At 69.4% G+C, this 21047-nt stretch carries 17 protein-coding genes and 2 tRNA genes; 7 read left to right on the top strand and 12 right to left on the bottom strand.

The features are described from left to right. Positions 1–37: 37 nt before the first annotated feature. Both ACMYLB_RS08485 and ACMYLB_RS08480 read left to right on the top strand, forming a co-directional pair. Positions 38–1258, top strand: a complete 1221-nt coding sequence (locus ACMYLB_RS08485) for an MFS transporter (protein ID WP_415910498.1) — start codon at positions 38–40, stop codon at positions 1256–1258. Next, entirely contained in the window at positions 1255–3540 is a 2286-nt protein-coding gene (locus ACMYLB_RS08480) for a right-handed parallel beta-helix repeat-containing protein (protein WP_415910497.1), read from the top strand. Before ACMYLB_RS08485 ends, ACMYLB_RS08480 begins: the two co-directional genes overlap by 4 nt. 44 nt (positions 3541–3584) lie before the next feature. Here ACMYLB_RS08480 and ACMYLB_RS08475 read toward each other — a convergent pair. The 8 genes from ACMYLB_RS08475 to ACMYLB_RS08440 all read right to left on the bottom strand — a co-directional run bounded on the left by ACMYLB_RS08475 (position 3585) and on the right by ACMYLB_RS08440 (position 11987). After that, positions 3585–3661 (bottom strand) — tRNA-Asp (locus ACMYLB_RS08475). Positions 3662–3706: 45 nt separating this feature from the next. Beyond that, positions 3707–4678, bottom strand: a complete 972-nt coding sequence (gene ribF / locus ACMYLB_RS08470; RefSeq protein ID WP_415910496.1) for a riboflavin biosynthesis protein RibF — start codon at positions 4676–4678, stop codon at positions 3707–3709. Further along, complete coding sequence (truB, locus tag ACMYLB_RS08465; RefSeq protein ID WP_415910495.1) at positions 4675–5406, bottom strand: tRNA pseudouridine(55) synthase TruB; 732 nt, start codon at positions 5404–5406, stop codon at positions 4675–4677. The genes ribF and truB overlap by 4 nt, the downstream gene beginning before the upstream one ends. Then, on the bottom strand, positions 5403–6401 hold the full coding sequence (locus tag ACMYLB_RS08460; protein WP_415910494.1) for a DHH family phosphoesterase: 999 nt from the start codon (positions 6399–6401) through the stop codon (positions 5403–5405). The genes truB and ACMYLB_RS08460 overlap by 4 nt, the downstream gene beginning before the upstream one ends. Then, on the bottom strand, positions 6398–6754 hold the full coding sequence (locus ACMYLB_RS08455; protein WP_415910493.1) for a ribosome-binding factor A: 357 nt from the start codon (positions 6752–6754) through the stop codon (positions 6398–6400). The genes ACMYLB_RS08460 and ACMYLB_RS08455 overlap by 4 nt, the downstream gene beginning before the upstream one ends. Positions 6755–6803: 49 nt before the next feature. After that, positions 6804–9362 (bottom strand): translation initiation factor IF-2, encoded by a 2559-nt coding sequence (gene infB, locus ACMYLB_RS08450; protein WP_415910492.1) that lies wholly within the window; start codon positions 9360–9362, stop codon positions 6804–6806. A 48-nt stretch (positions 9363–9410) separates the two neighbouring features. Continuing rightward, positions 9411–10643, bottom strand: a complete 1233-nt coding sequence (nusA, locus tag ACMYLB_RS08445; RefSeq protein WP_415910491.1) for a transcription termination factor NusA — start codon at positions 10641–10643, stop codon at positions 9411–9413. Positions 10644–10865: 222 nt separating this feature from the next. Continuing rightward, entirely contained in the window at positions 10866–11987 is a 1122-nt protein-coding gene (locus tag ACMYLB_RS08440; RefSeq protein WP_415910490.1) for a DUF2851 family protein, read from the bottom strand. A gap of 95 nt (positions 11988–12082) precedes the next feature. On the opposite strand from ACMYLB_RS08440, the gene ACMYLB_RS08435 reads away from it, so the two are divergent. From ACMYLB_RS08435 to ACMYLB_RS08425, 3 genes are all read left to right on the top strand, one after another. After that, positions 12083–12170, top strand: a tRNA-Ser gene (locus ACMYLB_RS08435). 7 nt (positions 12171–12177) lie between these two features. Next, a complete protein-coding gene (locus ACMYLB_RS08430) occupies positions 12178–13179 on the top strand; it encodes a GDP-mannose 4,6-dehydratase (protein WP_415910489.1) in 1002 nt (333 codons plus the stop codon). A gap of 45 nt (positions 13180–13224) precedes the next feature. Beyond that, positions 13225–13761 carry a DapH/DapD/GlmU-related protein gene (locus ACMYLB_RS08425; RefSeq protein ID WP_415910488.1) on the top strand — a complete coding sequence of 179 codons (537 nt, stop codon included), beginning with the start codon at positions 13225–13227 and terminating at the stop codon, positions 13759–13761. Between the two features lie 69 nt (positions 13762–13830). Here the strand turns inward: ACMYLB_RS08425 and ACMYLB_RS08420 are convergent, their stop codons facing one another. From ACMYLB_RS08420 to ACMYLB_RS08410, 3 genes are all read right to left on the bottom strand, one after another. After that, positions 13831–14523, bottom strand: a complete 693-nt coding sequence (locus tag ACMYLB_RS08420) for a zinc metallopeptidase (protein WP_415910487.1) — start codon at positions 14521–14523, stop codon at positions 13831–13833. Positions 14524–14613: 90 nt separating this feature from the next. Continuing rightward, a complete protein-coding gene (locus ACMYLB_RS08415) occupies positions 14614–16428 on the bottom strand; it encodes a TonB-dependent receptor plug domain-containing protein (RefSeq protein ID WP_415910486.1) in 1815 nt (604 codons plus the stop codon). 119 nt (positions 16429–16547) lie between these two features. Then, a complete protein-coding gene (locus tag ACMYLB_RS08410; RefSeq protein ID WP_415910485.1) occupies positions 16548–16781 on the bottom strand; it encodes a ferredoxin in 234 nt (77 codons plus the stop codon). A 154-nt stretch (positions 16782–16935) separates the two neighbouring features. Between ACMYLB_RS08410 and ACMYLB_RS08405 the strand changes: the two genes are divergently transcribed. Both ACMYLB_RS08405 and ACMYLB_RS08400 read left to right on the top strand, forming a co-directional pair. Next, positions 16936–17808, top strand: a complete 873-nt coding sequence (locus ACMYLB_RS08405) for a rhomboid family intramembrane serine protease (RefSeq protein ID WP_415910484.1) — start codon at positions 16936–16938, stop codon at positions 17806–17808. Between the two features lie 145 nt (positions 17809–17953). Further along, positions 17954–20140: a carboxy terminal-processing peptidase gene (locus ACMYLB_RS08400; RefSeq protein WP_415910483.1), complete on the top strand. Its 2187-nt coding sequence runs from the start codon at positions 17954–17956 to the stop codon at positions 20138–20140. A 60-nt stretch (positions 20141–20200) separates the two neighbouring features. On the opposite strand, the gene prmC is transcribed toward ACMYLB_RS08400, so the two are convergent. Continuing rightward, the gene (prmC, locus tag ACMYLB_RS08395) at positions 20201–21046 is read right to left on the bottom strand and encodes a peptide chain release factor N(5)-glutamine methyltransferase (protein ID WP_415910482.1); all 846 of its coding nucleotides are present in this window, start codon (positions 21044–21046) and stop codon (positions 20201–20203) included. Position 21047: the final 1 nt, after the last annotated feature.

Below are 21047 nucleotides of genomic sequence, written 5' to 3'. Positions count from 1 at the left end.
CCGCGTCCGTTCGCTCCCTCCCACCCCGCCGCCGCTCATGACCGTTCCCCGCCCCAGCCGCCGCAGCTGGCTGCTGCTCGCCCTGCTCTTCGGCATCGGCCTGCTCAACTACCTCGACCGGCAGACGCTCTCGATCCTCAAGGCCACGCTCAAGGGCGAGCTCGGGCTCACCGACATCCACTACTCGTGGCTGGTGACGGCGTTCATGGGGCCCTACATCGTTTTCTACATCGTGAGCGGGCGGATCGTGGACCGCTTCGGCACCCGTGCCAGCCTGGCCGCGTTCACCGGACTCTGGTCGCTCGCCAACGTCCTGAGCGGACTCGCCAGCGGCTTCGGGCAACTGGCCGCGGCGCGCGCGTTGCTGGGAGCGGCCGAGCCGGGCGCGTTCCCGGCGATCCAGCGCGTGATGATGACCTGGTTCCCGAAGGAACGGCGGGCGTTCGCGTGGAGCCTGCTCAGCCCGTGCACGACGGTCGGCGCCATCCTCGCGCCGCCGCTGGTCGCGGCGCTGACCGGCGGGTGGAGCTGGCACCTGGCGTTCATCGTCCCGGGAATCGCCGGCCTGGCGCTCGCGCTGGTGTGGTGGGCGGCGGACCGTGACCCGCCGCAATTCGCCGGCGAGGCGGAGAGCGTCGCCGTGCCGGCGCCGCTGCGCGCCATCCTGCGCGACCGGCGCGTGTGGCTGCTGCTCGCCGCCCGCGCGCTGACCGATCCGGTCTGGTATTTCCACCTCTTCTGGCTGCCCGGCTACCTCCAGGAACGCCTCGGCGTGTCGCTGCCCCAACTCGGCTGGATCGGCTGGATTCCCTCGTTCGTCGCCTCGGCCGCGGTGATGGCGACGGGGCGCACGACGGACTTCTTCGTCGCGCGCGGCCGCTCGCCCGTGCGGGTGCGCGTGACGATGTTCGCCCTCGCGGCGGCCTTCGCGCCGGTGGGCGCGTTCACGACCTTCGCGCCGTCGGTGCCGTGGGCGCTCGTGCTCATCTCGCTCGTGGCGGTCGTCTGCCAGATCTGGTTCTTCGGCCAGGGCCTGCTCGTCGCCGACGTCTTCCCGAAAACCTCCGCCGCCACGATCGCCGGGCTGCTCGGCGCCGTGGGCGCCAGCGGCGGCCTGCTGCTCAATCTCGCCGCCGGCCCGCTGATCGAGCGCGCGGGCTACGTGCCGGTGTTCGTCGGCCTCGCCTGCCTGCACCCGCTCGCCGCCCTGATGCTCTGGCGGGCGCAGCCGCGGCTCGTCGCCGTCCCGTCCGCATGAGCCGCCCCGCGCTTCTCGCCCTCGCCGTCCTGGTCCTCGGCACCCCGCTGCCGGCGGCGACCGAAACCGTGTTTCACGTCGCGCCGGCTCCCGTGGGCGACGACGCGCACGACGGCAGCGCGGGTGCGCCCTTCGCGTCGATCGACCGCGCCCGCCAGGCGGTGCGGGCCCGCCTCGCCGCGCCGGGTCCGCGCGGCGACCTCGTGGTCGAGATCGGCGCCGGCACCTACGAACTGGCCGCCCCGCTCCGCTTCACCAGCGAGGACTCCGGCCGCGACGGCCAGGCCGTGGTCTACCGCGCCGCCACCGGTGCCACGGTGGTGCTCAGCGGCGGCCGGCGCATCACCGGCTGGACGGTCGAGCGCCCCGGCGTGGCGAGCGCCGCCGTCGGTCGCGACGTGGAGTTCCGCCAGCTCTGGGTCGACGACCGCCGCGCCATCCGCGCGCGCACGCCCAACGCCGGCCGCACGCTGAAACTCGCCTCCGAGAAGCAGGCCGACGGCTTCGACCTGCCGCGCGAGTGCCTGGCCGGCGTCACCGTCCGGCCGAACGAGGTCGAGCTGTCCGTCCTGATCGCGTGGATGCACAAGCGCCTGCGCATCGCCCGCGTGACCGCCGGCGGACAACCCGACACGCTGCGCGCCGTGATCGCCGAGCCCGAGTGGGACGCGGTGACGAAGCAGCCCCAGGGCGACCGCGTCTATCTCGGCCGCAGCTACTGGCTCGAGAACGCGCCGGAGTTCCTCGATGCGCCGGGCGAGTTTCATCTCGACCGTTCGCGCGGCGTGCTGCGCTACCTGCCCCGCCCCGGCGAAGATCCCGTCCGCGCCACCGTCGTCCGGCCCGCACTCGAGAGCCTCGTCGTCCTGGACGGCCGTCCCGAAGCGCCGGTGCGGAATCTCCGCTTCGAGGGGCTGACCTTCGCCTACACCGGCTGGACGCGGCCGGATCGCGCCGGCTTCGTCGACGTGCAGGCCAACTCGCTCGTGCCCGCCGATCCTGCCGCCGCCGTCGATGCGCGCTACCGGCACAACCAGCGCAAGGACCGCGTGCCCGCAGCCTTCCAGGCCTTCACCGCCGACCGGATCGCGATCCGCGGCTGCCGTTTCCAGCACCTCGGCGGCACCGGCGTGATGTTCACTCACGGCGGGGACGACAACGTGATCGAGGGGAACTCGTTCTTCGACCTCGCCGCGGGCGGCATCGAGCTCGGCGAGGACGCCGCCCGCCCGGATTCGCCGCGGCTGTTCCCCCGGCGCAACCGCATCGCGAACAATTTTCTCACCCAGATCGGGGAGGACTACTTCGGCTCGGTGGCGATCCTCGGCTACTACACGGAGGCCTCGGTCATCGCGCACAACGAGATCGTCGCCGTCCCCTACACCGGCATCAGCCAGGGCTGGGGCTGGGGCAACCCGCCCGCGCCGGCCGAGTCGCGCGCCAACCGCATCACGCACAACCTCGTGGCGAACTACATGCGCCGGCTCGACGACGGCGGCGGCATCTACACCACCGACGCCCTGCCCGGCTCGGAGATCGCCCACAACGTCGTCGTCCACATGCGCCCGCCCGATCCCGACACCAAGGCCGGCGGCGCGCTCTACCTCGACCAGTTCACGAGCGGCGTGCACGTCCACGACAACGTGGTGCGCGACGCCATCCGCTGGCTCTTCATCTGGAACCCGAACATCCGCGGCAACCGGGTCGAGGCGAACTACGCCGACACGCCCGCCTGGCGCAACGACGGGGCCGACAACTTCGTCGAGCCCGCGCTCTCGCTCGATTCGCCCGCCGCCGCGGCCAAGGCCGGCGCGCTCCAAGCGGCCGCCGGCATCGAGCCGGCCTTCGCGGCTGCGCGGAATTTCACGGCGGCCACCGACCTCGTGCTCGACACCACCAGCATGACGTTCCAGACGCTCCGGGGCCCATGGACCGCGGCCGAGCCGGCGGCGCGCCATGCGCCGAGCATCCTGGCCTCGCCCGCGCCCGGCGCCGCAGCGCGCTGGCTGCCGGCGCTCCCGCGCCGCGGCCGCTACGAGGTCAGCGTGTGGTGGCACGCCGGCAGCGCCGCGGGGAACGCGCGCATCACGCACGCGCAGGGCGAATCGATCGTCCCGATCGCGGGCGAATCCGCGACCGGCTGGATCGTCCTCGGGCAGTTCCCGTTCGAGGCCGGCGCCGGCGCGCAGCTCGAACTGACCCGCGGCCCGGGCCCGGCGCCGGAGCCGCTGCGGCTCGACAGCGTGCGCTTCCGACTCGTGTCGGAGCCTGCTGCGCCCTGACCGGGCAAGCAAAAGGCCGATTCCGACAGGAACCGGCCTTAAAGTGGCGGGATGGACGGGACTCGAACCCGCGGCCTTCTGCGTGACAGGCAGACGCTCTAACCAGCTGAGCTACCACCCCGTGAGGGACGAAAGAGGCCGAAAAGTAGAATCGGCGTTCCCCTAGTCAAGCGCCGTTTGGACTTTCTTCGGCAGAAATTTTTCGCAGCGCCTGCAGGGCGGCCTCGCGGTCGGCCTCGATCTGTTTCCGGAGCTCGTCGACCCCGGAAAACCTCCTCTCCGGGCGCAAGAAGCGCAGCCAGCGCACCGTCACGCAGTCGCCATAAGTCAGCGTCGTGGGGGTCAGCACATGCACTTCCAAGCGGGCGACGGTCGCTCCGGCCTCGACGGTCGGGCGGAGGCCGTAGTTGGCCACGCCGGGCTGCATGCGCCCGTCCGGCCCGCTCACGGTGACGAGGTAGACGCCGTGACGCGGCGCCAGCCCAGGCTGCCAGGCGATGTTGAGCGTCGGGAAGCCGAGCGTGCGGCCGAGCTGCCGGCCCTGCTCCACCGGGCCGGTGGCGAAATACGAGTAGCCGAGCAGCGCGTTCGCCGCCTCGATCTCACCCGCCGCGATCAGCTCGCGGATGCGGCTGCTGCTGATCGGCGCGCCGTTGTGGTTCAGGCGCGGGGCGCTGTAGACGGCGAACCCCGCCTCGCGCGCGGCGGTGATCAGCGTCGCGGTGTCACCCTCGCGGCCGCGGCCGAAGCGGAAGTTCTCGCCGACATAGACCGCCTCGAGGCCGGGGAAGGCGCGCCGGAGCAGCGCCACGAATTCGCGCGCCGTGGTGGCGGCGAAGGCGAGCGAGAACGGGTGCTCGACCACGAAGTCCAGCCCGAGCCGGCCGAGCAGCTCGCGCTTGATCTCGCGCGCCAGCAGCAGCGGCGTCGGCTGGTCCGGCCGCAGCACGGCGCTCGGATGCGGCCAGAAGGTCAGCACGCCCGCGAGTCCGCGACGGCGGCGGGCGGAGTGGACGGCGGCCTCGATCACCGACTGGTGGCCGAGGTGCACGCCGTCGAACATGCCGATGGCGAGATGAACCGGGCCGGCGGGCAGCGTCACCCGCTCGAGCGAGTCGAACTGCCGGGGCGCGTTCACGAATGGGCGATGCGCGGCGCGGCCTCGTGGATCGGGATGAGGCGCTTCTCCAGCTCGGGCAGCGGCATCGCCTCGAGGTCGGCGAGCGGCGCGCATTGCGCGATGGTGAACTTGCCGCTGCCGGTGCGGCGCAGGCCGGAGAGATGCGCGCCGCAGCCGAGCTTCTCCCCGAGGTCGCCGGCGATCACACGGACGTAGGTGCCCTTCGTGCAGGCGAGGCGGAAGGTGAGCTTGGGCGACGCGAAGCCGAGCAGGTCGAACGCGGCGACGCGGATGAAGCGCGGCTCGCGCTCCACTTCCTCGCCCTCGCGCGCCTTCTTGTAGAGCGGCACGCCGCCGATCTTCACAGCGGAGAACATCGGGGGCGTCTGGTATTGGTCGCCGAGGAAGCCCTTCATGGCGTCGCGCACCTGGTCGTCGGTGAGCGGCGGCACGGGGCGCGTCTCCATCACCTCGCCCTCGGCGTCGAGGGTGTTGGTCTTGGCGCCGAGCGTGATCTCGCCCTCGTAAACCTTGTCCTCGCTGATGAGGTATTGGGAGATCTTGGTCGCCTTGCCCACGAGCATCACCAGCAGGCCGGTCGCCAGCGGATCGAGGGTGCCGGCGTGGCCGATGCGCTGGATCTGGAATTTCCGCCGGAGGCGGTAGACGACGTCGTGGGACGTCATGCCGGTGGGCTTGTCGACGAGCAGGACGCCCTCGACTTCTTTGGGAGGACGGAGGCTCATTTTTTGAGGGCGTCGACTTCCTGCAACCGCCGCGCGAACGCGGCGACGAGTTTCGGATAGAACGAGGAAAGCGTGTCGGGGAAGTTCAGGCCGGCCGCGCTGGCGTGGCCGCCGCCGTTGAACTGCGCCGCGATGGAATCCATGCGGTAGACTGCGTCCTGGGCGCGGAGGCTGGCCTTGATCACGCCGGGGCGCTCCTCGATCAGGGCGCCGATGGCGACGCCGTCGAGCGAACGGGCATAGTCGACCAGCCCCTCGGTGTCCTCGACCGTCGCGCCGGTCTGCTCGAAGATGCCCTGCGGCAGGATGCCGATGCAGACGCGGCCGCCGCACTCGAGCTTGAGCGAACCGATGAAATGCTGGAGCAGCTTCAGCTTCCCGAGCGACTCGCGCTCGTAGAGCTCCTGGCCGGCCTGGGCGGGGTTGGCGCCGCGCACGAGGAGCTCGCCCGCGAGCGTGAAGACGCGCGGCGAGGTCGAGGCGAAGCGGAACTGACCGGTGTCGGTCATGATGCCGGTGTAGAGCGCCTGCGCGGACACGGCGTCGATCGGCAGGCCGGCGTCGAGGAAGAGGCCCGTGAGCACCTCGGCGGTGGCGGCGCTCTGCGTGTCGACGAAGTTGTGGCGGGCGAAACCGGTGTTGGACAGATGATGGTCGAAACACCCGAAGGCGTCGGCGTAGAGCGCGCGGGTCTTGTCGCCGGCGCGATTGTGGTCGGCGCAGTCGGTGAAGACGGCGAGACGGCCGTCGTGCTCGATGTGGTCGCGCTGGAAGAGCGGCGTGTCGCCGAGCAGGAACTTGATCCGGCGCGGCACGGGGTCGGGATTGATCGCGATGGCGTCGATGCCGCGGGCGCGCAGCACGCGCGTCAGCGCCACCTGCGAGCCGATGCAGTCGCCGTCGGGGCGCTGGTGGCCGATGACCGCCACCCGCTGGCCCGCGAGCGCCTGCAGGAACGCGGCGAACCGGGCCTGGAACTCGGGATAGTGGCTCATTCGGGCTTCTTCCCCTGCCGGTCGATCTGGTCGAGCAGCGTCTCGATGCGCACGGCGCGCTCGCCGGAGGCGTCGTGGTGGAAGGTCAGTGTCGGCACGTGGCGCATGACGACATTCTTGGCGACGACGCCGCGGATCTCGGTGAGCTTGGAGCGCAGCCAGCGGCCCATCTTCGCGATCTCCTCGGGATCGGAGCCGACGACGGAGTAGTAGATCTTCGCCTCGCGCAGGTCGCCGGTGACGTCCGCGCCGGAGATGGTCAGGCGCGTCGCCTCGCTGGTGTAGCGCTTGCGCAGGTAGGCGCTGATTTCGCGCTGCAGCAGCTCGTTGACGCGGAGAAGTCGGTTGCTCATGGCAGGCTGGCGGGATGGGACCGAGAGCCGAAGGAGGTGCGGCGCCCGGTTAGAGCGACGCGCGCACCTTCTGGATCTCGAAGCACTCGATCTTGTCGCCGGGCTGGTAGCCGTCGAAGCCGTCGAGGCGGATGCCGCACTCGAGGCCGGCGCGGACCTCGTTCGCGTCGTCCTTGAAACGACGGAGCGTGCCGACCTTGCCCTCGAAGATCGACTCCTTGCCGCGGCGGACGCGGGCGGAGATGTTGCGGTTGATCTTGCCCTCGGTGACGAGGCAGCCGGCGACGAAGCCGTGCGAGATGGGGAACACCTGGCGGACCTCGGCGACGCCGAGCTTGTTTTCCTTGAGATCGGGCTCGAGCAGGTCGGCCATCATCTCCTTCACGCGGTCGCCGAGTTCGTAGATGATGTTGAAGTGCTCGATGGTGACGCCGTGGTGCTTGGCCAGCGGCGTGACGCCGTTCTCCTGCTTGGTGTTGAAACCGATGATGACGGCCTTCGCGGCGCTGGCCATGAGGACATCGTTCTTGGTCACGATGCCGACGTCGGCGGCGACGACGTCGAGCTTCACCTTGTTGCTCTTGATGCCCTCGAGGACGCTGCGCACCGCCTCGACGGAGCCGTAGACGTCGGACTTGAGGACGACCTTGAGGACCTTCTCCTGCGTCGCAGCGATGTTGGCGAAGAGCGCGTCGAGTGACGTGTCCTTCGGCGCGGCGGCGGCGGTGACGGCTTCCTTCTTGAGCAGGTGCTCGGCTTCCTCGGCCGCCTTCTCGGCCTCGCGGGCGTTCTTCACCGCGGTGAATTTCATGCCGGAGTCCGGCGTGCCGGACCAACCGATGACGCGCACGGGCGCGGACGGCGGGGCTTCCTTCACGTTGGCGCCAACGTCGTCGAACATCGCGCGGACCTTGCACCAGTGCGGACCGCAGACGAGGGCGTCGCCGACGCGGAGCGTGCCGCGCTGGACGATGACGGTGGCCACCGGACCGCGGCCGACCTCGACCTCGGACTCGATGACGACGCCGCTGGCCTCGGCCTTCGGATTGGCCTTCAGGTCGAGCACCTCGGCGTTGAGGAGGATGTAGTCGAGCAGTTCGGTGATGCCCTGGTTCTTGATCGCGGCAACGGGGACGGTGATGACGTCGCCGCCCCAGTCTTCCGGAGCGATATTGCGCTCCTGCATCTGGCCCTTCACGCGATCGAGGTTCGCGCCCTTCACGTCCATCTTGTTGACGGCGACCATGAGGTTGACCTTGGCGTTCTGGGCGTGCTTCAGCGCCTCGTCGGTCTGCGGCATGAAGCCGTCGTCGGCAGCAACGACGAGCACCGCGATGTCGGTGACGTTGGCGCCGCGGGCGCGCATGGCCGAGAAGGCCGCGTGGCCGGGCGTGTCGAGGAAGGTGATCTTCTTGCCGTTGTGCTCGATCTGGTAGGCGCCGATGTGCTGCGTGATGCCGCCGAACTCGCCGGCGGCGACGTTGGCCTTGCGGATGGCGTCGAGCAGCGAGGTCTTGCCGTGGTCGACGTGGCCCATGATGACCACGACCGGCGGACGCGGCGCGAGATTCTTGATGTCCTCCTCGCGTGCCTTTTCTTCGCGGGACTTCTTCTCTTCTTCCTTCTTAACGGCCGGGCTGACGGGCTGCTGTTCGCCGCGGTGTTTGATATCGAGGAGGAAGCCGTGTTTCTCGGCGAGCTTGTTGGCCACCGCTTCGTCGATCGACTGATTCATCGATGCGAAGATGCTCATCTCCATGAGCTCGGAGATCAGCTTGAACGGCTTCAGCCCGAGCGCGACGGCGAAGTCGCGGACGATGATCGGCGGCTTGAGGTGAATGATCTTCACGCCACCCTCTTCCGTCACGGTGACGGACGAAACGGCGGGCGCGGCCGGCGGCGCGGGCGGAGCCTTGAAAGCGGGCGGCGGCGGCGGAGTCGCGGGCGACGCACCGGGGCGCGCGACAGGCGCCGGCGGAGGCGGCGGCAGGCTCGGCGCCTTCGCGGCGGGCGGGGGCGGCGGAGTCGGCGCGGCCTTGGCAACCGGCGGCGGTGCGATCGGCGCGGGCGCGGGCTTCGGCGCGGCGACGGGCGCGGGTGCGATCGGAGCGACGGGGCGCGGCGCCAGCGGCGGCGGCGTGGGGGCGGCCTTGAAAGTCGGCGGCGCGACGACCGGCGGCGGAGCCTTCGGCGCGGGCGCGGCGGGCACCACAGGAGCCGGCGCAGGCGCGACCGGAGCGGCGGGGGCGGCGGGCGGCGGATTTGCGGCGGCGGCCGCGGCGGCCTTCGCAGCGGCGGCGGCTTTCGCGGCCTCCTCCTTCTCGCGCGCGACGTCCTGTGCAGTCTTCACGAAGACACCGGCAGGCAGTTTGACGTGAGGCGTGGCGTCGGCGGCAGGAGCCGGCGCAGCCTCGACCGGAGCGGACGCGGCCGCGGCGGCGGCCTTGCCTCCCCAGTGGTTCTCGATCTCGTCGTAGTAGATTTTGCTGACGGTGCTCGAGACCGACTTGGTGTCCGCCGAGACGTAGCCCTGCTCCTTGAGCCAGGAGAGCATCTCCTTCGGCTCAACGTCGTATTTCTTGGCGATCTCGTGAATGCGGGCGCTCATTAAGTCGGTGTCAGTAAGATGGTGGTGGCGTGGCGGGTGGAAAACGGATCAGGCGGAAGCGCCGGAGACCTTGGCGATGACGCCCTGTGCCTCCTCGGCGGAGAAGCCCATGTCGACGAGGTCGTTTGCCTCGACGCCCTCGAAGGCGGCGGGCGAGTTGATGCCGTTGGCGACAAGGCGCTCGGCGATCGAATTCTCGAAGCCGAAGGCGCCGACGAGGGCGCCGATGGCCTGCGCGCGCGGATCGGAGGCGGTGGCCTTCCATTCCTCGATGTCGAGGCGCCAGCCGACGAGGCGCGAGGTGAGGCGCGCGTTCTGGCCCTTGCGGCCGATGGCGACGGCGAGATCCTCGTTCGCGACGCGGACGAGCATACGCTTGTTCTTTTCGTCGAGCACGATCTCGCGCGGCACCGCGGGCTTGAGGGCCTCGACCAGCATTTCCTTCGGGTCGGCGTGATACGGGATGATGTCGATTTTTTCGCCGCCGAGCTCGCGCACGATGCTCTTCACGCGCGCGCCGCGGGCGCCGACACAAGCGCCGACGGGGTCGACTTTCGGGTCGGTGCTGGTGACGGCGATCTTGGTGCGATAACCCGGCTCGCGGGCGAACGCCTCGATCTTCACGGTGCCGTCGGCGATCTCGGTGACTTCGAGTTCGAAGAGGCGGCGGACGAATTTCGGCGTGGCGCGGCTGAGGATGACCTCCGGGCCGCGGCTGGAATTCTCGATCTCGAGCAGGAAGCAGCGGATGCGCTCGCCCGGGGCGTATTCCTCGCCGGGGACCTGCTCCTTGCCGGGCATGACGGCCTCGGCCTTGCCAAGGTCGATGAAGAGGTCGTTGCGCTCGCGGCGGCGCACGGTGCCGCTGACGATGTCGCCGACCGAGTCTTTGAAATCGTCGTAGATGCGCTCCTTCTCGAATTGGCGGAGCCGCTGCATGATCGCCTGGCGCGCGGTTTGCGCCGCGATGCGGCCGAGGTAGGAGGGATCGATTTCCTTCTCGATGACGTCGCCGACAACCGCACCGGCCTTGAACACCTGCGCCTTCTCCACGTGGATCTGCGTCTTCGGATCGGAAACGGAATCCGCCACCTTCATGATCGCCCAAGCCTTCAGCTTGCCGTCCTTGGGGTTGATCTCGATCTTGAGCTCCTGACCCGAATTCACGCCCTTCAGCGCCGCCGTTTTGATGGCGTTCACAATGGCGGAGATCATATCGGCACGGGGGATGCCTTTCTCCTTCTCCATGTATTCGAGGACGGACAGGATTTCGCTGCTCATGATGGTTGGTGTGGTGGGAAAAAAAAGGCGGGACCCGAAGGCCCGCCCACTTGTGGAAAGTGAACTTGAGTGAGCGCGCAAGGTAGCTGTCGCAACCCGCCGTTGTCAAGCGCGCCGCCTGTAGCGAGCTGACAGGCACTTACACGTTAAATTCTCGATCGATCAGCCAACCCAACAGGCCCTGCGCGACCCCATGGCTCAGCGGGTGGTCGCGCGCGCCGGTCACCGCCAATTTCCGCAGGCCGCGCCGGACGGCATCGGGCAGATCGCCACCGAACCAATGGAACCAGAAGACCTCCCCTCCCGGGCGCATCTGCGTCGCCGCGAGCAGGGGCAGAAAGCCGTCGCACAGCAGCGTGTCCAGCCGCGGCCCGGCGACGGCCTCCGCCACCACCTCGCGAAGCAGGCGTTCGCGCCAGCGCCCGAACTCCCCGCGCGGCGCACGTAGGCCGTCGTCACGTCCGGCAACAGGGCCAGCACGGGCAGCGCCTCGCCCCACCCCATCAGGCGCTGGGGCCAGTTGGGAACGCGCGCGGTCCACTGGCGGTATTGCGCGAGCCGGGCGCGCGGGTGATTCGCCGGGCGCACGCCGTGGTGCTGCCAGCCGGTCACGGCGGCGAGCGCGGCGTCGGCCGCCAGTCCGTCGCGCCATGCGGCGAGCGGCCAGCGCTCCGCCGCCGCCAGCATCGGCACGCGGTTGTGGCGGTAGCCGAGGATCTCGAGCGCGGCGTGATGCGCCGCGCCCTCGAAGCCGAGCTTCGCCACCCGCTGGCGCGCGCTGGCGACCTTGGTGCGCCAGCGCCGCTCCGCCCGTTCCTGCAGCCGCGCGCGCAATTCCGCCAGCGGGAGATTGGCCAGCGCCTCGAGGCGCCGCCACTCGTCGCGCGCGGTGAGCACCTCCAGCGCGTCGTCCGCCGCATATTCCTCGAGGTCGCGGTGCAGGAGCGGCAACAGCACCAGGGCGGGGATTTCCGCGCCGTCCCGCCGGCGCTGCGTCCGCGCCCCGGGCGGCGGCGGAAACAGGAGCACGTGCAGCACCACGCCGTCATACGCCGGGTTCTCGGCGTGGCCGTGGGCGGTCCAGTCCTGGGCGTGGAAATGCACTTCGACGTCGCCGCACACCTCGCGGCCGTCGACGCGCAGCCGCGCGTGCCGGAAATCCGGGCCGCCGAGCAGATTCCAGCGCCCGGGCGAGACGATCTCGAGCGCGCGGCCGTCGGCGAGCGCCGCCTTCGCGCCGGCGAAATCCTGCTGCAGCCAGATCTTCTGCACGACGCGCTCGTGCATCGTGAACGGGCCGTAGAGCCCCTGCATTTCGGCGACGCTGAGTTCCGGGGAGGCCATGGCGCGATGCCGCCGCGTGGCCCCCGCGCGGACGAGTTGCGGGCTGGACACTGCGCAAAATCCGCCAACGCTGCCAGCGCATTTCTCGCTCCCCCGGAAGGGTGGCAGAGTGGTCTATTGCGGCGGTCTTGAAAACCGCTGAGGCGCAAGCCTCCGGGGGTTCGAATCCCTCCCCTTCCGCCAGCTCCGCATGGCTTCTCCCACCGCATTCATCACGGGCATCACCGGACAAGACGGCTCCTACCTCACTGAACTGCTCCTCGCCCGCGGCTATGTCGTGCACGGTCTCGTGCGCCGCGCCAGCCTGTTCAATCGCTCGCGCATCGAGCACCTGCGACTCGATCCCGCCATCGGGGGCAAGACGCTGTTCCTCCATTACGGCGACCTCAACGACACCACGTCGCTGCGGCGGCTGTTCCGCCGCATCCGCCCCGGCGAGGTCTACCACTTCGCCGGCCAAAGCCACGTCGGCCTCAGCTTCGAGATTCCGGAGGCCACCTGCCACGAAGTCGGCCACGGCACGCTCGGCCTGCTCGAACTCCTGCGCGACCAGGAACACCCGGTGCGCTTCTATCACGCCTCGAGCTCCGAGGTGTTCGGGGCCCCGGCCACCGCCCCGCAGAACGAGGACACGCCGCTTCGCCCCACGAGCCCTTACGGTTGCGCCAAGGCCTTTGCGACCAACCTCTGCCGCGTCTACCGCGAAGCCTACGGCCTCTTCATCTGCAACGGCATCGCCTACAATCACGAATCGCCCCGTCGCGGCGAAAACTTCGTCACGCGCAAGATTTCACTGGCGGCGGCGCGCATCGCCCGCGGCCGGCAGCACGAGCTCGTGCTCGGCCAGCTCGACGCGGCCCGCGACTGGGGCTACGCACCCGAATTCGTGGAAGGCATGTGGCACGCGCTGCAACGGCAGGAGCCGGACGACTACGTCTTCGCCACCGGGGAAAGCCACACCCTCGCCGAGTTCATCGACGCCGCCTTCGCAACCGTCGGCCTCGACTGGCGGCGCTACGTGCAATTCGACGCGCGCTACGTCCGCCCGATCGAACCCGTCCGCCTGGTCGGCGACGCCGCGAAGGCCCACCGCCTGCTCGGCTGGACGCCGCGCACGAAGATGGCCGACCTCGCCCGCCTCATGGTGCAAGCCGACCTCGCGCTGCTCGACGGAGCCGAGCCGGCACGCTGAAGGCTCGACGCGCGCCCGACGAACCGCGACCCTATCGCACCTCCGATGAGAACCGCGCCGCTCTCCCGCCGCCAAGCCCCCGGGCGCCGCTCGCCCTGGAGTCTCTCCCAGCGGCTCGCCGCCCTGGCGTGGGATTGCGCGTGGACGCTGCTCTGCCGCTGGACGCCGAAACCGCTCAATCCGTGGCGGCTGCTCGTCCTACGCGTCTTCGGCGCGACGATTTCCGGCCGGCCGTTCGTGCACCAGCGCGCGCGCATCGCGATGCCCTGGAACGTCGAGCTGCACGACGCCGCGTGCGTCGGCGACCGCACCAACCTGTATTCCCTCGACCGCATCACGCTGCACGCCGGGGCGCTGGTCGCGCAGGAGGCCTACCTTTGCACCGGCACGCACGATGTCGCGGACGCCGAGTGGCCGCTGCTGACCGCCCCGATCGTCGTCGGCGCGCGGGCGTTCGTCGGCGCGCGGGCGTTCGTGCTGCCGGGCGTGACCGTGGGCGAGCGCGCGGTCGTCGGCGCCATGAGCGTCGTCACCCGCGACGTGCCCGCCGGCGCGTGCGTGCGGGGCAATCCCGCCCGCTGAAACCGGCACCCGACAAAAAAACGCCAGCCGCGACGGCTGGCGTGAGACGAAGTCGACTGACGCGGGGCCTCAGTCGTTGCGCCGGCCGCCGGCGAGCAGCAGCAGGATGTGCAGCAAGCTGCCGAGCGAGGCGACGAACGCGGCCACGTAGGTGAGGGCGGCGGCATCGAGCGTCTCGTGCACGCCCTCCATCTCGTCCGCGCCGACGATGCCGAGGTTGACCAGCTGGGCCTTGGCGCGCCGGCTGGCGTCGAACTCGACGGGAAGCGTGACCAGCTGGAACAGGCAGATGACCGCCAGCGCCACGGCGCCGAGCATCAGGAACATGCCGCCGGCCTTGGAGGCTCCGAGCACGATGCCGAGGATGATGAGCAGCTGCGAGGCACCGGAGGCGATCTGCGTCGCCGGCACCAGCGTCTGGCGGACCGTCATCATGGCATAACCCACCTTGTGCTGGATGGCGTGGCCGGCCTCGTGCGCAGCGACGCCAAGCGCGGCGAGACTGGTGCCATCGTAGTTGTGCTCCGAGAGGGCGAGGCGGCGGTTGGCGGGATCGTAGTGGTCGGAGAGCTCGCCCTCGACGCGGACGATCTCGACGTCGTGGATGCCGGCGCTCTCCATCACGGCCGCCGCGGCCTCGCGGCCGGTGATGCGGCCGCGCGAGGGGATCTCGACGTTCTTGCGGTAGGCGCTCATCACGCGCATCTGCGCGTAGAGACCGAACAACATGGGAACGATGATGAGGACAATCCAGATGGTCATGGCGGAAAAGGTTCGGGCTAAAATCCGTGGCGCGCCGGATTTTTCCAGTGAAATTTGCGCCGCTGGAAACGGCGCCGGGCCCGTGTAATCCTACCAGCGGAACGCGGCGGCGAGCGCCCACTGGCGCGGCGACGCCGGCACCGCGGGCACCTCCTGGAAGCCGGAGTTCCAGAGGTTGTCGACCAGCACGGAAAACTCCCAGCCGCGCCACGCGGGCGGCAGGTAGTAGAGACCGGCCGAGGACAGCAGCGCCCGGTCGCCGCCGGTCACACGCAGCACGTTCGGTGACTGCACGCGATACTCGTTGTCGCTGCGCAGCTCGAGGCCGCCGCCGATGCGCCAGCGCACCGCGGCCGTCGCGCGGTGCTCAGGAAAGTTCAAGGCATAGAAACTCGCGTCCACCGGCGCCGCCCCATAGTCGCTGCGCTTGTGCAGCCAGGCGTAGCCCAGCGTCACGTCGACCCGGGAGCTGCGATGGATCGCGAGCGCCTCGAGGCCGTCGGTCGTGGTGTCGACCGGGTTCGCCGTGCGGGCGACGACGCCGCGGCGAAACGTCCAGTCCACCAACCCGTCATCCCAGCGGCGGAAGACCGCGGCTTCGAACGACCAGCCGCGCCACTCGGCGGCGGCGGCGAGCTCGAGGTTGCGCGCGCGCGCGCGACCGAGGTCGGGGTTGCCGCGGAAGAGGCCGGCGCCGGGATTCGAGTTGAGCGCCGTGTAGGAGGGAAGCTGCGTCGTCTCGGCATACTCGAACCGCACGCGGCGTCCGCCGTCCGCGCGCCAGTCGAGCCCGGCGAGCGGCGACCACGCCGAGCCGTCGCGGTCCGAGTGGTCGAACGTCGCGCCGGCACGGGTCAGGAGCTGGCCCGCACCGAGGGGACGGGCGAGTTCGGGAACCAGTGCGGCCTTGGCGAGCGTGCGGTCCCGGAAGCGGCCGAAGGTCAGGGCGGTCGACTCCAGGTGGTCGCGCGACGCGTCGACCGAGTAGCGCACGGCCGCATCGGCCAGCTGCACGCGGCCGGCGAGGTCGACGCCGCGCAGCCAGGTGGTGTGCTGGAACGGGTTGGAGGCGCCCGGCACGGCGCGGTTGAATTCGTAGTCGTCCTTGTTGCGCCGGTAGAAGGCGGCGGCGTTGAACTCGTTGCCCTGCGCATCGCGCCAGGCGTGATTCACCAGGGCGAGCACGGTCTGGAGGTTCTCGGTTTCGTTGAAACCAAACGGCGTGTAGAGATTCGGCCAGCCGAAGAATTTCCGCTGGTAACCGACAAAGGCGTCGGTCTGCGCCTGCGCCGTCCGCCACTGGAGGCGGCCGTTCGCGCGCGAAAAATCGTGATCGCCGAACGGCACGGCACCGTCCGCGCGGGACTGGGCCACGGCGAAGTCGGCGCCGAGCACGTCGCGTTCGCCCACCGCGCGGGTCGCCGCCCCGTAGAGCGAGCCGCGGCGGTAGGCGTTGGCGCCGGTGGCGACGCCGACCCGCCCGCCCGCCCGCACCGGGCTCCACGCGTAGCTCACGGTGCCGGTGCCGGCGTTGAAGCCGCCGGCGGCGTTGTCGAGCCCGGTAAGCACCGCGGGCGCCCCGAGCATCTCGGGCGCGATCGGAAGTTCGAAGAAGTAGTGGCCGGTCTGCGGATCGGACAGCGCGGCGGCACCGATGCGCACGCCGGTCGCTTCGAACACGCCGCCGCGAATGCTGACGTCGGCCTGCGCCTCCGCGAAGTTGCGCGCCTGCACGTCGACCCGCGGCTCATAGCGCAACGCCGAGACCGGCATGGCCAGCGTGCCCGCCGGCTCGTCGTTGGCCACGCGGGAGTCCTGGACGACAAAGTCCGGCAGGCGCGCCTGCGGACCGTCGGCCTCCGCCGCCCGCATCGACGCGGCGGCGCCCGCTCCCAGGAAAAGCATGGCGCCAAGGGGCGCCCCGATCGTGTTTCTAAATTTATTCATGCCGCTTAACAGAAAAGTGAAAAAGAAACCGCTGCGGGATTCCACAGCGGCAGGAATGGGCGGGAAACGCGGACGGCTTACTCGCCGTCGTTGCCGATGGCCTCAACGGGGCAGCCTTCGAGGGCTTCCATGCAGAGGGCCGTTTCTTCCTCGGTGGTCGGCTGCTTGTGGACGAAGGAATAGCCGCCTTCGTCATGGCGCGTGAAAAAATTGGGCGCCGTCTCGCGGCAAAGATCGCAGTCAATGCACTGCTGATCGACGTAGAACTTGCCCGGGGCGTTCTCCTTCCACTTCTCTGCTTTGTTAGCCATGCGCGCATACAAGAACGTTGATCAGGCATGTCAAGCGGCGCCACAGCCACTGTGCGGGAACATCGCGTCATGCGGCGAGCGCGCGTCCGACGTGGGGCTTGTATTTGGATGAGGCTGGCGTAATTTGCGGCCGATGCTTTCGGACCGTTCTTACATGCGCTCAGACTACCCGCGCGAAACCACCTCCGCGCTGACGTGGCTGTTGAGCGCGGTGATCGCCGGATCGGTCCTGCAGTTCGTCTTCCAGCTGCTGCTGCACAGCAGCGCGCTGCAGCAGCTCTTCGCGCTGTCGCCCGCCGCCCTGCTCCAGGGCAAGATTTGGACGCTGCTCACCTTCAGCTTCCTTCACGCCAACATCCTCCACCTGGTGGTCAACGCGCTCGGCCTGTTCCTGATCGGCCGGGAAATCGCGCCCATGCTCGGTTCGCGCGGCGTGGTGCAATTCAGCGCCGCGGCCTCGGTGCTGGGCGGCCTGCTGTGGTTCGCCTGCCACTTCTGGAGTTCGACCCCCACCTCGCTCGTCGGCGCCTCCGCCGTCGTGGCGGGCATGTTCGTGTTCTTCGCCTGCGTCGCCCCCGAGCGCGAGATCACGTTTCTGCTCTTTTTCGTCCTGCCCCTGACGCTGCGACCGAAGATCGCCGCGTGGATCCTTCTCGGCATCAGCCTCCTCGGCCTGCTGCTGAACGAGTTGCCTGGCGGCACGCTCGACGGCGGCATGGGCATCGCGCACTCGGCGCACCTCGGCGGCATGCTGGCCGGATGGCTCTACTACCGGTTTTTCTACGCCAACAACGGCTGGGATCGTGCGGCGGGCAGCCTCTTCCGCCTCCCCTCTCTTCCGCGTCGCGCCAAGCCCGCCGCGGCCGCCCCGGTGCCGCCCGCGTCGATCGCGCCGACCGGCCCGGCCGACCTCCGCGCCGAGGTCGATCGCATTCTCGACAAGATAAATTCGCACGGCTTCGGCGCTCTTACTGAGCAGGAGAAACGCCTGCTCGATGACGCGAAAGACCTCCTCAGCCGCCGTTGACGCCCTCAAGCCACACCCGCCCGCGCCGATGGTAAACCGTTGGCCCACCCGCGGGCGCCTCGTTTTCCGCGTCCTTCGCCGCACCCCACCCGCACTTCACCGATTTAGGAAACAAACCTCCGCCCCGCGCGACTAACTCCTCCTCATGCGATTTCCACGCTTTCTCCGCGTCGCTCTCTGGCTGGCCGCCGTGCCCGTGGCCTTCGCGATCACCGATCGCGACTACACCACGAATCCCCTCATGCAGAATGAGGTGCGCACGTTGAAGGAGATGCTCAATTACGTGCATTTCAACCGCAACGGCCTGCGCTCGGAGGACTACCCCAAGCTGGTGACCGACTACATGGCGTTTCTCGACCCGCAACGCCTCTACTTCACCGCCAGCGACGAGCAGTCCCTTCGCCGCCTCTACGGCCCCAGCCTCGAAGACAGCATGGCCATCAACGGCAACATCGACGCCGCCTTCCGCATCTTCGGCCTCTTCGAGCAGCGCGTCCGCACCCGCGTCACCTGGGTGCACGCCCAACTCGCCAAGGACATCGATCTGACCACCGACGAGACCTACACCATCGATCGCTCCAAGGCTCCCTGGCCGGCCGATCAGGCCGCCGCCGACGATCTCTGGTCGCGCCGCCTCAAGGCCGAACTGATCAACGAGCTCCTCAACAAGAAGACCGTCGAGGCCGCCAAGGCCACGATGGCGAAGCGCTTCGACCGCTTCCTCAAGAACACGACGGAGGTCCAGCCCTCCGAGATCGAAGCCCGTTTCCTCACCGCGTTCACCCGCCTCTACGACCCGCACTCGTCGTATTTCTCCGCCGCCGACCTCGACGACTTCAACGTCGACATCAACCTCCACCTTGTCGGCATCGGCGCCGTGCTCACCGTCGACGAGGAGGGCTACTGCAAGATCGTCAGTGTCGTCCCCGGCGGCCCGGCCGACCTCACCGGCAAGGTGAAACCGAACGACAAGATCGTCGCCGTGCAGCAGGACGGCCAGGAGGCCGTCGACGTCGTCGGCATGCGCAACAAGCAAATCGTGCAGATGATCCGCGGCGCCAAGGGCACCAAGGTCACCCTCTCGATCATCCCCCAGAAGGCCGTCGACCAGTCCAAGACCGAGTCGGTCACGATCGTCCGCGACGTCATCAAGATCAACCAGGCCCGCGCCTCCGCCGAAGTCTACGAAGTTCCGGACGCCAGCGGGAAGATCAGCAACATCGGCGTCATCACGCTGAACTCCTTCTACGGCGAGAATGGCGGCGACACCGACGAGGCCAACCGCGCCTCCGCCAGCAACGACGTCGCCGAGCTCATCACCAAGCTGAAGCAGGAGAACATCACCGCGCTCATCCTCGACCTGCGCCGCAACGGCGGCGGCCTCCTCTCCGAAGCCATCAACCTCAGCGGCCTGTTCATCGATCAGGGCCCCGTCGTCCAGGTGCGCGACTCCGCCGGCCGCGTCTCCGTCGGCCGCGACACCAACCGCGCCATCACCTACGACGGCCCGCTCGCGATCCTCACCTCGCGCTTCAGCGCGTCGGCCTCCGAGATCTTCGCCGGCGCCATGCAGAACTACGGCCGCGCCGTCATCGTCGGCGACAGCACCACCTACGGCAAGGGCACCGTCCAAGTCATCTTCGAGATGCAGCACTACCTGCCCCGCCTCGCCCGCGACTACGGCAAGCCCGGCGCCGCCAAGCTCACCACGCAGAAATACTACCTGCCCAACGGCTCCTCGACCCAGAAGAAGGGCGTCACGCCCGACATCGTCCTCCCCTCGATCGACGACTACATCGAGGTCGGCGAAGCCACGGAACCCAACGCCCTCGTGTGGGACGAGATCAGCTCGTCGCCCTTCGAAGGCAAGCCGCTCAACCAGGCCTTCGTCGGCCCGCTCCTCGCCGCCAGCAAGCACCGCCAGGATTCCCTCGAGGAGTTCAGCGTGCTCAAGCAGAACATCGACTGGTTCCGCCAGCGCACGGAGCAGAAGACCGTCTCGCTCAACCTCGAGAAGCGCCGCGCCGAAAAGCAGACGATCGAGGCCACCGGCAAGAAATTCGACGCCGAGTTCAAGGCCCTGCTCACGAAGACCGACTTCAAGAAGCACGAGGTCAAGCTCGACGCCGTGATCAAGAACCCGCCGCCGCCCGAGCCGCCCGTCGTGGCCGACGGCGACACCGACGCGGACGAGGATCACGAGGCGGCCTCGAAGTTCGACGTCCACCTGCGCGAGGCGCTCCGCGTCGTGTCCGACGCCGTCCGCCTCGCCGACACGCCGATGTGGGCCAAGCGCGCCCCGATGCCCGCCCCGACGCTGCCGCGCAGCTGACCCGCGCGACGACTCCTCCCACCGGGCCGGCCTTCGCGCCGGCCCTTTGCTTGCCCGGGCCTACACGCCCGCCAGCACGAAGCGGTCGCGCCCGGTGAGATCCTTCCGCGATTCGACCGACGCGTAACCGGCCGTGCGCATCCAATCGAGCAGCTGCGCGTGCTGCGCGATGCCGGTTTCGCAGATGAGCCAGCCTCCCGGCGCGAGCCGCGTCCGCGCCTCGCGCACGATCACCGCCAGCGCCTCCGTGCCCGCCGGGCCGGACGACAGCGCGTTCCACGGTTCGAACTTCTGCACCTCGGGCGTGGTCTCCCGCGTCTCTGCGTCCGTGAGATACGGCGGATTGGCCACGATCAGCTCGAAGCGGTCATCCGCCGGCAGGGCGGCGAACCAGTCCGAGGGCATGAACGCCACGCGCTCCGCGAGACCGAGCGCCGCCGCATTCTCCCGCGCAAGCGCCAGCGCATCGGGGCTGACATCGACCGCCGTGACGCGCGCCTCCGGAAACAGTTTCGCCAGCGCGAGCGCGAGCGCGCCGCTGCCGGTGCCAAGATCCAGCACGCGCGCCGGCGGCGGCGCGCACTTCTCCTTCGCGATCTCGACGAGCAGCTCCGTCTCCGGTCGCGGGATGAGCGCGCGGCGGTCGACCTTGAGCGTCAGGCCGCCGAACTCCGTCGTGCCGACGATGTATTGCAGCGGCTCGCGTTCGCTGCGGCGCTTCACCAGCGGCCGGATCTTCGCCAGCTCCGTCTCCGCCAGCGGCCGCTCGAACTGCAGGTAAAGCTGCATCCGCTTCAGCCCAAGCGCGTGCCCGACCAGCAGCTCGGCGTTAAGCCGCGGACTCTCGACGCCGTGCTTCTGCAGAAACTCGGTGGAGCGCTTGATGATCTCGAGGACGGTCAGCATC

It is taken from the genome of Oleiharenicola sp. Vm1, from assembly GCF_047777955.1.
Lineage (GTDB): Bacteria > Verrucomicrobiota > Verrucomicrobiia > Opitutales > Opitutaceae > Didemnitutus.
This window is presented reverse-complemented; position numbering and strand designations above follow the sequence as displayed.

What these genes read in the sequence shown, in the direction of transcription:
- ACMYLB_RS08485 (WP_415910498.1), top strand. Translation starts at nt 38, where the DNA reads ATGACCGTTCCCCGCCCCAGCCGCCGCAGCTGGCTGCTGCTCGCCCTG.
- ACMYLB_RS08480 (WP_415910497.1), top strand. Translation starts at nt 1,255, where the DNA reads ATGAGCCGCCCCGCGCTTCTCGCCCTCGCCGTCCTGGTCCTCGGCACC.
- truB (WP_415910495.1), bottom strand. Translation starts at nt 5,406, where the DNA reads ATGAGCCTCCGTCCTCCCAAAGAAGTCGAGGGCGTCCTGCTCGTCGAC.
- ACMYLB_RS08460 (WP_415910494.1), bottom strand. Translation starts at nt 6,401, where the DNA reads ATGAGCCACTATCCCGAGTTCCAGGCCCGGTTCGCCGCGTTCCTGCAG.
- ACMYLB_RS08455 (WP_415910493.1), bottom strand. Translation starts at nt 6,754, where the DNA reads ATGAGCAACCGACTTCTCCGCGTCAACGAGCTGCTGCAGCGCGAAATC.
- infB (WP_415910492.1), bottom strand. Translation starts at nt 9,362, where the DNA reads ATGAGCGCCCGCATTCACGAGATCGCCAAGAAATACGACGTTGAGCCG.
- nusA (WP_415910491.1), bottom strand. Translation starts at nt 10,643, where the DNA reads ATGAGCAGCGAAATCCTGTCCGTCCTCGAATACATGGAGAAGGAGAAA.
- ACMYLB_RS08440 (WP_415910490.1), bottom strand. Translation starts at nt 11,987, where the DNA reads ATGGCCTCCCCGGAACTCAGCGTCGCCGAAATGCAGGGGCTCTACGGC.
- ACMYLB_RS08430 (WP_415910489.1), top strand. Translation starts at nt 12,178, where the DNA reads ATGGCTTCTCCCACCGCATTCATCACGGGCATCACCGGACAAGACGGC.
- ACMYLB_RS08425 (WP_415910488.1), top strand. Translation starts at nt 13,225, where the DNA reads ATGAGAACCGCGCCGCTCTCCCGCCGCCAAGCCCCCGGGCGCCGCTCG.
- ACMYLB_RS08420 (WP_415910487.1), bottom strand. Translation starts at nt 14,523, where the DNA reads ATGACCATCTGGATTGTCCTCATCATCGTTCCCATGTTGTTCGGTCTC.
- ACMYLB_RS08415 (WP_415910486.1), bottom strand. Translation starts at nt 16,428, where the DNA reads ATGCTTTTCCTGGGAGCGGGCGCCGCCGCGTCGATGCGGGCGGCGGAG.
- ACMYLB_RS08410 (WP_415910485.1), bottom strand. Translation starts at nt 16,781, where the DNA reads ATGGCTAACAAAGCAGAGAAGTGGAAGGAGAACGCCCCGGGCAAGTTC.
- ACMYLB_RS08405 (WP_415910484.1), top strand. Translation starts at nt 16,936, where the DNA reads ATGCGCTCAGACTACCCGCGCGAAACCACCTCCGCGCTGACGTGGCTG.
- ACMYLB_RS08400 (WP_415910483.1), top strand. Translation starts at nt 17,954, where the DNA reads ATGCGATTTCCACGCTTTCTCCGCGTCGCTCTCTGGCTGGCCGCCGTG.
- prmC (WP_415910482.1), bottom strand. Translation starts at nt 21,046, where the DNA reads ATGCTGACCGTCCTCGAGATCATCAAGCGCTCCACCGAGTTTCTGCAG.